The sequence below is a fragment of the Caballeronia sp. LZ001 genome, assembly GCF_031450875.1.
Taxonomy (GTDB): Bacteria; Pseudomonadota; Gammaproteobacteria; order Burkholderiales; family Burkholderiaceae; genus Caballeronia.
Genome location: NZ_JARTVX010000004.1, coordinates 3,765,729 through 3,780,183 on the forward strand (window position 1 = coordinate 3,765,729; position 14,455 = coordinate 3,780,183).

The following is a 14,455-nucleotide window of genomic DNA, read 5'->3' on the forward strand; positions in this document are numbered from 1 at the left end:
TCGCACAGGACACAAGCAAACGAACCATGTGGAACAACGTTCGCCAAATGAACCTCGCCGCCAGCGCGCTGCACTTGATGCTCGTGCTCATGCTGCTGGCCGCCGCGGGCATCTGGGCGATACAGCGTCCCGAGTTTCGTCTGCGCGGTATCCAGATCGACGGCGACACGGCGCACATCAACACGCCGACGGTGCGCGCGAGCGTGGTGGGGCATCTGAAGGGCAATTTCTTCACGGTCGATCTCGATACGGCCCGCGCCGCGTTCGAGCAGATGCCGTGGGTGCGTCATGCAAGCGTGCGGCGCGTCTGGCCGAATGCGCTCGCAGTGACACTCGAGGAATACAAGCCGCTCGGCACCTGGGGCAACGACCAGTTGGTGAGCGTGGACGGTGAACTCTTCACGGCGAACCAGGGCGAACTCGACGACGACCTGCCCGCGTTCGACGGTCCCGAGGGCACGGCGAAGGAAGTGGTCGCCCGGTATCACGATTTTCAGAAGTGGTTCGCGCCGCTCGACGCGCAGCCGGAGGAAGTGACGCTGTCGCCGCGATTCGCGTGGACGGTCAAGCTCTCGAACGGCACGCAGCTCGAACTGGGCCGCGAGCGCAATGAAGACACATTGCTCGAACGCAGTCGGCGCTTCGTCGCGTCGTGGCCGTCGGTGACGGGGCGTTGGGGCAACGACATCGAATACGCGGATTTGCGTTACCCGAATGGCTTCGCGATACGAGCAGCTGGAATGCGTTTCATCAATGACACCGACAAGGCCAAGAAGTAAGCAGACAAAACGGGCATGAGCACGCTATGAGCAAAGACTACAAAGACCTGCTGGTTTCCCTCGACATTGGAACGTCGAAGGTGGTCGCGATCGTCGCCGAACTGAAAGGCGAGGGCCACTACGAGGTGATCGGACTCGGTCAGAGCGACTCGAAGGGGTTAAAGAAGGGCGTCGTGGTCAACATCGAGGCCACGGTGCAATCCATTCAGCGCGCGCTCGAGGAAGCCGAGCTGATGGCGGATTGCAAGATCACGAATGTCTTCACCGGCATTGCGGGAAGCCATATCCGCAGCTTCAATTCGAGCGGCATGGTGGCGATCAAGGACAAGGAAGTCACGCAGACGGACGTCGCCCGCGTGATCGAAACGGCCAAGGCCATCAACATCCCGACCGATCAGCAGGTGCTGCATATCCTGACGCAGGAATTCATCATCGACGGACAGGAAGACGTGCGCGAGCCTATCGGCATGAGCGGTATCCGGCTCGAAGTAAAGGTGCATATCGTGACGGGCGCGGTGAGCGCGGCGCAGAACATCGTGAAGTGCGTGCGCCGCTGCGGGCTCGAAGTGAACGACCTCATTCTTCAGCCGCTCGCCTCGTCGCTGGCGGTGTTGACGGAAGACGAGAAGGAACTGGGCGTGGTGCTCGTCGATATCGGCGGCGGCACGACGGACATCGCCATCTTCAGCGAAGGCGCGATCCGTCACACGGCCGTGATTCCCATCGCCGGCGATCAAATCACGAGCGACGTCGCGATGGCGCTGCGCACGCCGACGCCGGACGCGGAAGACATCAAGGTGAGCTACGGCATCGCGAAGCAGGCGCTCGCCGATCCCGACGAGATGATCGAAGTGCCGGGTCTCGGCGAACGCGGTCCGCGCACGCTGTCGCGTCAGGCGCTCGCAGCAGTGGTCGAGCCGCGTGTCGAGGAACTGTTCTCGCTGGTGCAGCAGGTCGTGCGCGAATCCGGCTACGAAGAATTGCTGTCGAGCGGCGTCGTCCTGACCGGCGGCGCGGCGATGATGCCCGGCATGGTCGAACTCGGCGAAGACATTTTCCTGAAGCCAGTGCGTATCGGCGTGCCGGAATACGCGGGCGGCCTTGCAGATGTCGTGCGCAATCCGCGCTATTCGACGGCCATGGGCCTGCTCGCCGAAGGACGCTCGCAACGCATGCGCGGCCGCAAGGTCGCGGTACAGAACGGATCGATGGGCCAGGTCTTCACGCGCATGAAAGACTGGTTTCTCGGAAACTTCTGAATCGAATAAGAAACATAAGTAGCACGAAAGAAAAAGCAGCAGACGCTGAATATAATTCGTGCCAGTACCGGCGGCTGGCGCGCGGTGAGGGGTTGCCCGATCTCTCGCCGAATAACGCCGATCTTCATTCTTGACGGAGGCAACATGGATTTCGAAATGCTGGAAACGGAAACCAACGGAACGATCATCAAGGTGGTCGGTGTCGGAGGTGCGGGTGGCAACGCCGTGCAGCACATGATCAACAGAGGTGTACAAGGCGTCGACTTCATCGTGATGAATACCGACGCGCAGGCACTGGCTCGCTCACGCGCGCCGGCGGTTCTGCAATTGGGCATGACCGGTCTCGGTGCGGGCGCCAAGCCGGACAAGGGTAAGGAAGCGGCGGAAGACGCGCGCGAGCGTATCGCCGATGCATTGCGTGGCGCGCACATGGTGTTCATCACCGCGGGCATGGGTGGCGGCACGGGGACGGGCGCGGCGCCGGTGGTCGCGCAGATCGCGAAGGAAATGGGCATTCTGACCGTCGGCGTCGTGAGCAAGCCGTTCGAGTTCGAAGGCGGCCGCCGCATGCGCGTGGCGGAAGCCGGCTCGCAGCAGTTGGAAGATCACGTCGACTCGCTCATCGTCGTGTTGAACGACAAGCTGTTCGACGTGATGGGCGACGACGCCGAAATGGACAAGTGCTTCCAGTGCGCGGATGACGTGCTGAACAACGCTGTCGCGGGCATCGCGGAAATCATCAACGTCGATGGTCTCGTGAACGTCGACTTCGAAGACGTGAAGACCGTGATGGGCGAGCAAGGCAAAGCGATGATGGGCACGGCGACAGTCGCCGGCGTCGATCGCGCGCGTCTCGCGGCGGAACAGGCCGTGGCGAGCCCGTTGCTCGAAGGCGTGGACTTGTCGGGTGCGCGCGGCGTGCTCGTGAATATCACGTCGAGCCGTTCGCTGCGTTTGTCGGAAACCCGTGAAGTGATGAACACCATCAAGAGCTACGCGGCCGACGACGCAACCGTGATCTTCGGCGCGGTGTACGACGACGCAATGGGCGACGCCCTGCGCGTGACGGTGGTGGCAACGGGCCTGGGCCGCGCGGCGAAGAAGCAGCAGCAAGCGCCAATGACCCTCCTGCGCACGGGCACCGACAATCAGCCGGTCGCGCATGCGCACGCAACGCACAACACGTATTCGCCGCAGCATGGTCAGCCGACGGATTTCGGTCAGCTGGACACGCCGGCAGTGTGGCGTTCGACGCGGGAAACGGCGGCATCGCATGTGCAGGCATTGCAGGAAAAGGGCGTCGACACTTACGACATCCCGGCGTTCCTGCGCAAGCAAGCGGACTAAGACGGGCCTCATCGCCGAATCATGGCGACGAGCGAAGCCGTAGCACCCGTTATCACGCGCGCTGAGTCGAGAAGCGCGACAATGCAGGCTTCACGTGGGGCGACTGTCCAAGGCCGCGTTCGAGGACGTATCGAATCGGACGCCAGGCCGTGGCCAGGCGCTCTCCACGAATTTGCCACTGTGCAGATGAAGCCGGTGTCGTCGAACTTCGCGATAAAGCGTCAAGCGCGAGGCGATGCACTTCGCCGGAATGCGCGGGCACTGACGAGGGAAGGACCGAGCATGATCAAAGTGGGTGAAACGTTGCCGGATGTGCGTCTCTTCGAGTTCATCGAGGAGCCGAGCGAAGGCTGCGCCGTGGGACCGAACGGGTTCTCGGCGCGCGAGCGGACCGCTGGCAAGCGCGTGGTGATCTTCGGATTGCCGGGCGCGTTCACGCCGACATGTTCCGCCAGACACGTGCCCGGCTACGTCGAGGCGGCGGAGGAGTTTTCCGCTGAGGGTATCGACGAAGTCTGGTGCGTTTCCGTCAACGACGCGTTCGTCATGAACGCGTGGGGACGCGATCTTCAAACCGCGGGCAAGGTGAAGATGATCGCGGACGGCAGTGCGCGTTTTGCCCAGGCACTCGGACTGGATCAGGATTTGACCGAGCGCGGCATGGGAATTCGTTCCCAGCGCTACGCGATGGTGATCGACAATGGCGTGGTCAAGACGCTCAATGTCGAAGCGCCCGGCAAGTTCGAAGTCAGCGACGCTCAAAGCATCCTGGCGACGTTGCGCTGAGTGAAGCGGCGTCGCGTTGTCTCTGTACAACGCCGCAGACGCACTCTCAAACAGCCGCAACTTGGGGCCGATGACCGGAAATGCCTCCATTCCGGCCATCGGCCCGTTCTACTTCATTAAATCTGTCATCGGCAGGTAACACCGGGAAACACTTGAAACCTCCCGGAGCGCGACGACGTGCACTGGATGGAGTATACTTTGGCCTATTAGCTTATATAGTGCGATTAATTCTCTTTATTGGGAATTCATATCGGAAGAAGAAAATCATGTTGAAGCAGCGAACAATCAAGACTGTAGTCAAGACCGTGGGGATCGGGCTCCATTCCGGCCGGAAGGTCGAACTGACGCTCAAGCCCGCACCGGCTGGCACGGGCATCGTGTTCTCGCGTATCGACTTGCCGCAGCCGGTCGACATTCCCGCGTCCGCGATGTCCGTCGGCGACACGCGCCTGGCGTCCGTGTTGCAGAAGGACGGCGCGCGCGTTTCCACCGTCGAGCACTTGATGTCGGCATGCGCGGGACTCGGTATCGACAATCTGTATGTCGATGTAACCGCCGAGGAAATCCCGATCATGGACGGCAGCGCGGCTTCGTTCGTGTTTCTGATTCAATCGGCGGGTATCGAAGAGCAGAACGCGCCAAAGAAATTCATCAAGGTGACGAAGCCCGTCGAAGTGCGCGACGGCGATAAATTCGCGCGTCTCGACCCGTATTTCGGCTTCAAACTGAGCTTTACCATCGACTTCCGTCACCCAGCCGTCGACAAGACCGGTCAGGCGTTGGAAGTGGATTTCGCGACTACGTCATATGTGCGTGAAATCGCGCGTGCTCGTACGTTCGGCTTTGCGCACGAAGTTGAAATGATGCGCGAACTCGGTCTCGCACGCGGCGGTAGCATGGACAACGCGATCGTGCTCGACGAGTACCGCATCCTGAATAACGACGGCTTGCGCTACGACGACGAATTCGTGAAGCACAAGATGCTGGACGCCATTGGCGACCTGTATGTCGTGGGGCATCCCCTGCTCGCGTCATACAAAGCGTACAAGGGCGGCCACGCCATGAACAACATGCTTTTGCGCGAATTGCTCGCAAACGAAGACGCTTACGAAATGGTCACGTTCGAGGACATTCAGAAGGCGCCGCGCGGTTTCAGTTTCGACACGCAGACGGCATTTGCCTGAGTCACTTCAGGCAGCGAGTTTCAAGCGAATGAGCGGTGCGAAAGCATCGCTCATTTTTTTTCGCCGTTGCCTCGATGACGCGCGGCCATTTTCGCGAGCGCTTCCTGTAGCGGCGAAGGCGCGAGCGTCTCGGCAAGCTCGTGCAGCGCCGATGCGCCCGCCGCCGACATCCGCGCTTGCTTGGGCGGCACCGCGTCCTGCATCGATTGCGGACGCACGCGCACTCTCAGCGAGTTGACCGCCCAGCCGCGTTGCTGCAGATCGGCGAGCAAAGTGGGCTCGATATGGCGCAGCCGCGCCGCGAGCGCGTTATGCGCGGCGAAAAGCGCTAGCACGCCATCCTTGATGAAACCGGGCTCGACATTGGCCGCGAGATAATCCGGCAGAAGCGTGCTCAGATCGCGCTGCAGCGCCGCCACTTGCTCGACGCCTGCCCGCAATGCGCGAAAGGCATCGGTGCGATCGAGGACATCGGCCAGCGCCTGTGGCTTGCGCGGATCGAACCGCTGCGGTCCAGACCTTGAATTTGTAGAAAAACGGCTCATTTTTGGCTTGAGAACGCCCGACGCAATGGTTCGATTGTAACGCGCGCCCGCGCGCTTCCCCGACGCGCAAGCCTTATTCGGCAACCGCGCCGGAACAAACTTTCAAACGGTTGACTGTCGCGTTCCCCCGACGCGCGCGAGCCCACGCGGACGTAAGGTCTGCCAAACTCGCGTGCTAAAATTCCCGATTCGATTTCACCCAATGGACTTAAGTCGCCGGGGTTCTCCGAACTCGGACGCAGCAAGCAACATGCGCCCATCCGAAGCCGCGACGCAGACACTGATCCGATGACCACCGGTTTCCTTCAGAAGATTTTTGGCAGCCGCAATCAGCGGCTGGTCAAGCAGTACCAAAAGACCGTTGTGGCGATCAACGCCCTCGAGCCGACCGTCGAGAAATACACGGACGATCAGCTACGCGCGAAGACGGACGAGTTCCGCCAGCGCGTCGCGAGCGGCGAATCGCTCGACGTGCTTCTGCCCGAGGCGTTCGCGGTCTGTCGCGAAGCGAGTCGGCGCGTCCTGAAAATGCGCCACTTCGACGTCCAGTTGATCGGCGGCATGGTGCTGCATTACGGCAAGATCGCGGAAATGCGCACGGGCGAAGGCAAGACGCTCGTCGCCACACTCGCCGCGTATCTGAACGCGCTGTCGGGCCGCGGCGTGCATGTCGTGACGGTGAACGACTACCTCGCGCAACGCGACGCCGAATGGATGGCGCGTCTCTACAACTTCCTGGGTCTTTCGTGCGGCGTGAATCTGTCGCAAATGGAACACGGCCAGAAGCAGGAAGCCTACGCGGCGGACATCACTTACGGCACGAACAACGAATTCGGCTTCGACTATCTGCGCGACAACATGGTCTACGAGACCAACGCGCGCGTGCAGCGGCCGCTCAACTTCGCCATCGTCGATGAAGTGGACTCGATCCTCATCGACGAAGCGCGTACGCCGCTCATCATTTCCGGTCAGGCCGAAGATCACACCGACCTCTACGTGCGCATGAACGCGCTCCCGCCGCTGCTCGAACAGCAGATCGGCGAGGAGAAGGCGGACGGCACGGGCGTCGAAAAGCCGGGCGACTACACGCTCGACGAGAAAGCGCGTCAGGTGTTCCTCACCGAATCGGGCCATGAAAAGGCGGAGCGTCTGCTTGCCGAATGGGGTTTGATCGGCGAGGGCGAAAGTCTCTACGCGCCGCAGAACATCACCTTGATGCACCACGTGTACGCCGCTTTGCGCGCGCACACGCTGTTCTTCCGCGATCAGCACTACGTCGTGCAGGGCAGTGAGGTCGTTATCGTCGACGAATTCACGGGCCGCATGATGACGGGCCGCCGCTGGTCGGACGGTCTGCATCAGGCAGTGGAAGCCAAGGAGCACGTGCAGATTCAGAGCGAAAACCAGACGCTCGCTTCCATCACGCTGCAAAACTATTTCCGCATGTATTCCAAGCTGTCCGGCATGACAGGCACGGCTGACACGGAAGCCTACGAGTTCCAGGAAATCTACGGTCTGGAAACGGTCGTGATCCCGACCAACCGGGCGCCGAAGCGTGTCGACAAGCAGGATCAAATCTACAAGACATCGAAGGAACGTTACGACGCCGTCATCCGCGACATTCGCGAGTGCGTCGAACGCGGTCAGCCAACGCTCGTCGGCACGACGTCCATCGAAGCGTCGGAATTGCTCTCCGGCCTGCTCACTCAGGCAGGCATTCGCCACGAAGTGCTGAACGCGAAGCAGCACGCGCGCGAAGCGGCCATCGTCGCGGAAGCGGGGCGTCCGAGCGCCGTGACCATTGCGACCAACATGGCCGGTCGCGGCACGGACATCGTGCTTGGCGGCAATGTAGAGAAGCAGGCTTCGTTCATCGAGGCGGATCTTTCGATTGCCGAAGGCGAAAAGGCCCGGCTGATTCAGAAGCTGCACGACGAATGGCAGATGCTGCACGACACCGTGAAGGAAGCGGGCGGCCTGCATATCATCGGGACCGAGCGGCATGAATCGCGCCGTATCGACAACCAGTTGCGCGGCCGCGCGGGCCGTCAGGGCGATCCGGGTTCGTCGCGCTTCTATCTTTCGCTGGATGATCCGCTTCTGCGCATTTTCGCGGGCGACCGCGTGCGCGCGATCATGGACCGCCTGAAGATGCCGGAAGGCGAGCCGATCGAAGCGGGCATGGTCACGCGGTCGATCGAAGGGGCGCAGCGCAAGGTGGAAGCGCGCAACTTCGACATCCGGAAGCAACTGCTCGAATACGACGACGTCTCAAACGATCAGCGCAAGGTGATCTATCAGCAGCGCAACGAGTTGCTGGAAGCGACGGACGTGCAGGAAACCATCGCGGCCATGCGTCAGAGCGTGATTGGCGACCTGGTGCGCAACTTCGTGCCGGCGGGCAGTATCGAGGAACAGTGGGACGCGCCCGAGCTCGAAGAAGTGCTGCGCAATGACTGGTCGCTCGATCTCGCCGTGCAGGAGATGATTAACGAGTCGAACTCCATCGACGCCGAGGAAATCAACGAAGCCGTGCTCGCCGCCGCCGACGAAGCGTACGAGGCGAAGGTCGCCATGGTCGGCCGCGATTCATTCAGCGCGTTCGAACGCTCGATCATGCTGCAGACGCTCGACAGCCGCTGGCGCGAGCATCTGGCCGCGCTCGATCATCTGCGTCAGGGCATCCATCTGCGCGGCTATGCGCAGAAGAACCCGAAGCAGGAATACAAGCGCGAGGCGTTCGAACTCTTCGCGGCCATGCTCGACGAGGTCAAGCAGGAAGTCACGCGCGTCGTGATGAACGTGCAGATCCAGTCGCCGGAGCAGCTCGAAGAAGCCGCCGAACAGTACGAAGAGCGCGGCAGCCATCTGGAGAACGTGTCGTTCACGCACGCGGACTTCAACGCGCCGGCGGCAGCGCCCGCGCCTGCCGCGGTGGCGGCAACTGCCGCCGCGCAGATGGTCAATCAGGCTATGTCCGCAGGCGACGACGTCAGCGTCGTCACACGTTCAGCCGACGATCTGCCGAAGGTCGGCCGCAACGACCCGTGCCCGTGCGGCAGCGGGAAGAAGTACAAAAACTGTCACGGCAAGCTGGCTTAATAGGCTGCTCAGACGAAACGGACCAAGCGACGCAGCAATGCGTCGTTTGTCCATCTGGCGCTTTCGCGCGCGTTTCACGGCGTCGCTCCGCTCCCGGCGCGCGTCAGTCCTTCATCCTGTGCCGGCCTGGTCTTCTCACCGGCACGCGTCACCTACAGCTGAGTCGCGAACATGGCCGTCAATTTCCCCTCGATCGATCCCGCAGCGCTTCATCCCGTCGCCGGCGTCACGCTAGGCTGGGCCGAGGCGAATATTCGCAAGCCCAATCGCAAGGACGTGCTGGTCATTCGCGTCGATGAAGGCGCGACCGTGGCGGGTGTGTTCACGCAAAATCGTTTTTGCGCCGCGCCGGTAATCGTCTGCCGCGAGCATCTCGAAGCCGTTCGCGCGGGCGGCAAGGGCATTCGCGCGCTCGTCATCAACACGGGCAACGCGAATGCGGGCACCGGCGAGCCGGGCCTCGTGATCGCTCGCGAGACTTGCGCGGAGCTTGCGCGCCTCGCGAACCTCGACGCGCAGCAGATCCTGCCGTTCTCCACGGGCGTGATTCTCGAGCTGCTACCGCTCGATCGTCTGAAAGCGGGCTTGCCTGCCGCGCTGGCCAATCAGCAGGCCGCGCACTGGTTCGAAGCCGCGCAGTCCATCATGACCACGGACACGCTGCCGAAAGCCACGTCGCGTCAGGTTCGGATCGACGGCCACACGGTGACCTTTTCGGGCATCAGCAAGGGCGCGGGCATGATCAAGCCGAACATGGCCACCATGCTCGGGTTCCTCGCCTTCGATGCCAACGTCGCGCAACCCGTGCTCGACGAACTGGTGAAGCACGTTGCGGATCGCTCGTTCAACTGCATCACCATCGACGGCGATACCTCGACCAACGATTCATTCATTCTGATCGCGTCGGGCAAATCGAGCCTGCCGGCAGTCACTTCGACGGATTCACCCGCTTACGCTGCTTTGCGCGATGCAGTCACTGCCGTCGCGCAAGAACTGGCGCAGCTCATCGTGCGCGATGGCGAAGGCGCGACCAAGTTCATGACGATCACCGTCGAAGGCGGCAAGGACGTCGCGGAGTGCCGCCAGATTGCTTATGCAATCGGCCATTCGCCGCTCGTGAAGACCGCGTTCTATGCGTCGGACCCTAATCTCGGGCGTATTCTCGCGGCAATCGGCTATGCGGGCGTGGCGGACCTCGACGTCGGCAAGGTCGATCTTTACCTCGACGACGTGCTCGTCGCGAAAGCGGGCGGGCGTAACCCCGAGTATCGCGAGGAAGACGGCCAGCGCGTGATGAAAAAGAGCGAGATCGCGATTCGCGTGCTGCTCGGCCGTGGCGACGCACAAGCCACCGTTTGGACCTGTGACCTTTCGCACGATTACGTGAGCATCAACGCCGACTATCGCTCCTGATCCGGCGCGCCCAAGAAAAAGACACCATGGACAAGCTCGAACAATTCCTTACGCGCGCCGAAGCGGTGCTGGCGCGCATCGAAGGCATGTTGCCGCCCGCGGCGCCGGAAATCGACTGGGAATCCGCAGTGGCGTTTCGCTGGCGCAAGCGCCAGGGGCGCGGCTATTTGCAGCCGGTGACGGCTGTTTCGCAGATTGCGCTGGGTGATCTCCAGAACATCGACCGTCAGAAAGGCCTGATCGAACAGAATACGCGCCAGTTCGTGCAAAAGCTGCCCGCCAACAATGTGTTGCTGACGGGCGCGCGCGGCACGGGTAAATCGTCGCTCATCAAGGCTTGCCTGAACGCGTATTCGAAAGACGGCCTGCGTCTGATCGAAGTCGACAAAGACGATTTGCACGACCTTGGCGATATCGTCGATCTCATTTCAACGCGGCCGGAACGCTTCATCGTGTTCTGCGACGATCTTTCCTTCGAGGAAGGCGAGTCTGGCTACAAGGCGCTCAAAGTCGCGCTCGACGGCTCTGTTGCCGCGCAGTCTGACAACGTGCTCATTTACGCGACGTCGAATCGCCGTCACTTGATGCCCGAGTACATGAGCGAAAACGAGACGTACAAGCACACGTCCGATGGCGAGATTCATCCGGGCGAAGTCGTCGAAGAGAAGATTTCGCTGTCGGAGCGTTTCGGGCTGTGGGTGAGCTTCTATCCATTCAAGCAGGACGATTATCTGGCGATCGTCGGCCATTGGCTGAAGCATTTCGGCGTCGATGAAGCCGAGATTGCCGGCGCTCGTGGCGATGCGCTCGTCTGGGCGCTCGAGCGCGGTTCGCGTTCGGGCCGTGTTGCATGGCAGTTCGCGCGCGATTGGTCGGGACGCAAGCAATGACGGACATGACCGACGCCAGGAACGAGAACGAGGCGACCATCGATCTTGCACCCGATGGCCGCAAGGTGACGAAAGTGGCCGTCGGCGTCATGGTTCAGCCGGACGGGCGCTATCTGCTTGCGCAGCGTCCGCCGGGCAAGCCATACGAAGGTTACTGGGAATTTCCGGGCGGCAAGCTGGAACGAGGAGAGAGCGTCGAGGCTGCGCTTGGCCGGGAGTTGCATGAGGAGCTGGGTATCGACGTGGTCGCCTGTGAACTTTGGCGCACGCTCGAACACGATTATCCGCATGCCTACGTGCGGCTCTTTTTCTGCAAAGTGACGGAGTGGAAGGGCGAGCCGCTCGGGCGCGAAGGGCAGGCTATTTCTTGGCAGACTCTGCCGGTGGACGTGGCGCCGCTGCTACCCGCAGCGATTCCCATTCTGGAATGGCTCGCCGAAGAAGCCTAGTTCAGGCTGCCGCGCGTGTCGTCGTCAGGCGGCGTTTCCTGGGCGTTGCCTCCGATCTTGTACTTTTCGGTGGCCCAGGCGCCCAGATCGATCTGCTTGCAACGCTCAGAGCAGAACGGACGAAAACGGTTTTCCGGTACCCAGCGAACTTCCTTGGCGCAGGTCGGGCATTTGACGACAGTGGTCATGACGATGAGACGTAACGAATGGAGCGGGCTTCGATCTATCCTCGATACGAAACCGAAATGCTCGGGTTCAAAGGCTGCAAAGCGTCAGATGAAAGGGCACGTCGACATCGACGGCGCGCGGCTTGAGATCGCCGTCCTGCACGGTGAAACGCACCCACAGCATGTACTTGTTTGCGCTTGCTTCGGGAATCACGCGAACTTCTTGCGACACCCGCACCTGCATTAGTTGATACGTTCTGCCGGACAACATCTGCTGATAGCTGCCCTGCATGGCCATGACTTTAGACGCCTGGCCGGATTCGCGCGCAAGCCGCAATACGATGGCGGCGGCGTCGCGCAAAGCGAGCATGGGCATGACCCATTTGGCGATGTCCTGCCGGCGCTCTTCCACCGGCAACTGCTGCCACGCGTAATACGAGGGCAAATCGAATTTGCACGTACCGCCGGGAATGATCGTACGACTACGAATACTTGCAAGCCACTCGTTGTCCGCAAGATGCTGGCCGGTCTTGCCGTGCATGTCCGCAAGGCCCGCGAGCGTCTGTTCGATCTCGCCCAGCACCGCTTCCAGCGCTTCTTGTTCGATCCCGGGATTGCCGCGAAAGGGCGCAAGCGTCTGGCGCTGGCGCTCCAGTTCCTTCATGAGATCGGCTTTGAGGTCCGTACGGCCCGCGACTTCGGCGATCTCGAAGAGCGTGATCAACGCGACATGATGCTCCCGCGGATCTTCCTGAGTCAGAAAGAACGTGAAGCGCTCGAACAGGTCTTCGAGACGCAACAGCGTCCGGATTCGCTCGTTGAAGGGATACTCGTAAAGGATCAAGCGCTCGCCTCGGCGTAGGTCGGTTGCTTCCCCGGCAGGGAAGTCAGGACATTCTAATGCTGCATCCCTACCCTAGCAAATCGCGCCACATTTAGGTCGATTTCGAAGCATTTCGATAATTTCGCCCATGCCGGCCGCAACGAACGCTCATTCGGACGCCAGCGCGAGATAGCGGGCGTGCAAGGTGTCGACATGACGGGCGAGCGTGTCCAGCGTGGATGTTTCATCGTTTATGACGATATCGTCCGCTGCTTCGAGGCGTGCTTCGCGCGTTGCCTGCTTCGCAATGATCGCGAGCACTTGTTCGCGCGCAAAGCCATTACGCCGCATGACGCGCGCGATCTGCGTTTCCACCGGGCAATCGACCACCAGCACGCGTGACACTCGCGTCTTCCAGTTGCCCGATTCCACCAGAAGCGGTACGACGACGATGTGATACGCGCCCGTTGCAGCCTGCCGCTGACGCTCGGTCTCCGCGCGAATCAGCGGATGCACGATGCCTTCGAGCCGGGCCTTCGCGGTATCGTCGGAGAAGACGAGCGTGCGCATTTTCGTGCGGTCGAGCGAGCCGTCGGTTGCAACGAACTCTCGGCCAAACTCATTCGCGATAAGCGGCATTGCGACGCCGCCCGGCGCTGTCACCCGATGCGCGATGAGATCGGTATCGACTAGCGGCACGCCGCGCGCCGCGAAAAGGTCAGCGACCGTGCTTTTGCCGCTGCCGATGCCGCCCGTCAGACCGATGCTGAACATCCGTGGCTCCTTGTCGTCATCCGAACAAAGCATAAAGCGGTGTTCCGATAAAAAGCGTGATCGCGCCGCCCGCCGCGAGGAACGGCCCGAATGGCAGCGGTTCTTCGAAGCGCATGCGCCCGCGCCACGTCGCCACGATGCCGAAGGCCGCGCCCGCGACCGCCGAGATCAGCACGACCTGCGCAAGCGCTTCCCAGCCGAGCCACGCGCCGATAGCCGCGAGTAGCTTGAAGTCACCGTAGCCCATGCCTTCGACGCCGCGCGCGAGTTTGAAGAGCCAATAGACGCACCACAGGAAAAGGTAGCCCGCGATGGCGCCGGTCACGGCATCGTGCAGCGTCGCAAACCCGCCCGCGCCGAAATTGACGATGAGCCCGGCCCAAAGCAGAGGCAGCGTCAGCACATCGGGCAAATAGCGCGTGTCGTAATCGATGAGACTGGCCGCCAAGAGCGTCGCGCACAGCCCGAACGCGGCGAACGCGGGCCAGTCCGGTCCGAACGCGTAGAGCGAAAGCGCGGCGAACGTGCCCGTCGTCAGTTCGATCAGCGGGTAACGCGGGCTCACGCGCGCGCCGCATGACGCGCATCTTCCACGCAGAGCGAGATAGCTGACGACGGGAATGTTTTCCCACGCGCGCAGGACGTGACCGCAATGAGGGCACGCACTGCGCGGCACGGCAAGGTTGAAGCGTTCTGGGTAGGAATCGCCTTCGGGCTGCGGAGCATTTGGAAGCGCTGCATCGACTTCGGCGCGCCAGGCGCGTTCGAGCATGACCGGCAAGCGGTGCACGACGACGGTGAGAAAGCTGCCGATCACGAGGCCGAACACGATGGCGAAGCCGTACTGAACGGCGTACGGAAGCGCGGCAAAAGCCGCGAAATAGCGGCTGGCGTAATGAACGGCGGATGGATCGAACAAAGGCTGCATGTTAGTGAA

14 protein-coding genes are annotated in these 14,455 nt (G+C 61.6%); 9 read left to right on the forward strand and 5 right to left on the reverse strand.

Annotation, left to right across the window (positions count from 1 at the left end; all coding sequences use genetic code 11):
* Nucleotides 1–26 precede the first annotated feature (26 nt).
* The 5 genes from P9292_RS28615 (at nt 27) to lpxC (ending at nt 5,355) form a co-directional block, all read left to right on the forward strand.
* Nucleotides 27–779 carry a cell division protein FtsQ/DivIB gene (locus tag P9292_RS28615; RefSeq protein ID WP_244826300.1) on the forward strand — a complete coding sequence of 251 codons (753 nt, stop codon included), beginning with the start codon at nt 27–29 and terminating at the stop codon, nt 777–779.
* 26 nt (nt 780–805) lie between these two features.
* Nucleotides 806–2,038, forward strand: a complete 1,233-nt coding sequence (gene ftsA / locus P9292_RS28620) for a cell division protein FtsA (RefSeq protein ID WP_244826299.1) — start codon at nt 806–808, stop codon at nt 2,036–2,038.
* A gap of 144 nt (nt 2,039–2,182) precedes the next feature.
* On the forward strand, nt 2,183–3,385 hold the full coding sequence (gene ftsZ, locus P9292_RS28625) for a cell division protein FtsZ (protein WP_309962372.1): 1,203 nt from the start codon (nt 2,183–2,185) through the stop codon (nt 3,383–3,385).
* 282 nt (nt 3,386–3,667) lie between these two features.
* On the forward strand, nt 3,668–4,171 hold the full coding sequence (locus tag P9292_RS28630; RefSeq protein WP_244826297.1) for a peroxiredoxin: 504 nt from the start codon (nt 3,668–3,670) through the stop codon (nt 4,169–4,171).
* 266 nt (nt 4,172–4,437) lie between these two features.
* Nucleotides 4,438–5,355 carry a UDP-3-O-acyl-N-acetylglucosamine deacetylase gene (gene lpxC / locus P9292_RS28635; protein WP_244826296.1) on the forward strand — a complete coding sequence of 306 codons (918 nt, stop codon included), beginning with the start codon at nt 4,438–4,440 and terminating at the stop codon, nt 5,353–5,355.
* A gap of 50 nt (nt 5,356–5,405) precedes the next feature.
* Here the strand turns inward: lpxC and P9292_RS28640 are convergent, their stop codons facing one another.
* Complete coding sequence (locus P9292_RS28640; protein WP_250509503.1) at nt 5,406–5,900, reverse strand: DUF721 domain-containing protein; 495 nt, start codon at nt 5,898–5,900, stop codon at nt 5,406–5,408.
* A 288-nt stretch (nt 5,901–6,188) separates the two neighbouring features.
* On the opposite strand from P9292_RS28640, the gene secA reads away from it, so the two are divergent.
* From secA to P9292_RS28660, 4 genes are all read left to right on the forward strand, one after another.
* Nucleotides 6,189–9,002 carry a preprotein translocase subunit SecA gene (gene secA / locus P9292_RS28645; protein WP_244826294.1) on the forward strand — a complete coding sequence of 938 codons (2,814 nt, stop codon included), beginning with the start codon at nt 6,189–6,191 and terminating at the stop codon, nt 9,000–9,002.
* 171 nt (nt 9,003–9,173) lie between these two features.
* Nucleotides 9,174–10,415: a bifunctional glutamate N-acetyltransferase/amino-acid acetyltransferase ArgJ gene (gene argJ / locus P9292_RS28650; protein ID WP_309962374.1), complete on the forward strand. Its 1,242-nt coding sequence runs from the start codon at nt 9,174–9,176 to the stop codon at nt 10,413–10,415.
* 26 nt (nt 10,416–10,441) lie between these two features.
* Nucleotides 10,442–11,305, forward strand: a complete 864-nt coding sequence (locus P9292_RS28655) for an ATP-binding protein (protein WP_309962376.1) — start codon at nt 10,442–10,444, stop codon at nt 11,303–11,305.
* Between the two features lie 5 nt (nt 11,306–11,310).
* Nucleotides 11,311–11,754 (forward strand): NUDIX domain-containing protein, encoded by a 444-nt coding sequence (locus tag P9292_RS28660; RefSeq protein ID WP_309844451.1) that lies wholly within the window; start codon nt 11,311–11,313, stop codon nt 11,752–11,754.
* On the opposite strand, the gene P9292_RS28665 is transcribed toward P9292_RS28660, so the two are convergent.
* From P9292_RS28665 to P9292_RS28680, 4 genes are all read right to left on the reverse strand, one after another.
* On the reverse strand, nt 11,751–11,942 hold the full coding sequence (locus P9292_RS28665; RefSeq protein ID WP_244826290.1) for a DNA gyrase inhibitor YacG: 192 nt from the start codon (nt 11,940–11,942) through the stop codon (nt 11,751–11,753). The genes P9292_RS28660 and P9292_RS28665 overlap by 4 nt on opposite strands.
* A 67-nt stretch (nt 11,943–12,009) precedes the next feature.
* Nucleotides 12,010–12,765 (reverse strand): cell division protein ZapD, encoded by a 756-nt coding sequence (gene zapD, locus P9292_RS28670; protein ID WP_244826289.1) that lies wholly within the window; start codon nt 12,763–12,765, stop codon nt 12,010–12,012.
* Between the two features lie 147 nt (nt 12,766–12,912).
* Nucleotides 12,913–13,518, reverse strand: coding sequence for a dephospho-CoA kinase (gene coaE / locus P9292_RS28675; RefSeq protein ID WP_309844446.1), 606 nt, complete (start codon nt 13,516–13,518; stop codon nt 12,913–12,915).
* 16 nt (nt 13,519–13,534) lie between these two features.
* Nucleotides 13,535–14,446, reverse strand: a complete 912-nt coding sequence (locus P9292_RS28680; protein ID WP_309962378.1) for an A24 family peptidase — start codon at nt 14,444–14,446, stop codon at nt 13,535–13,537.
* Nucleotides 14,447–14,455 lie beyond the last annotated feature (9 nt).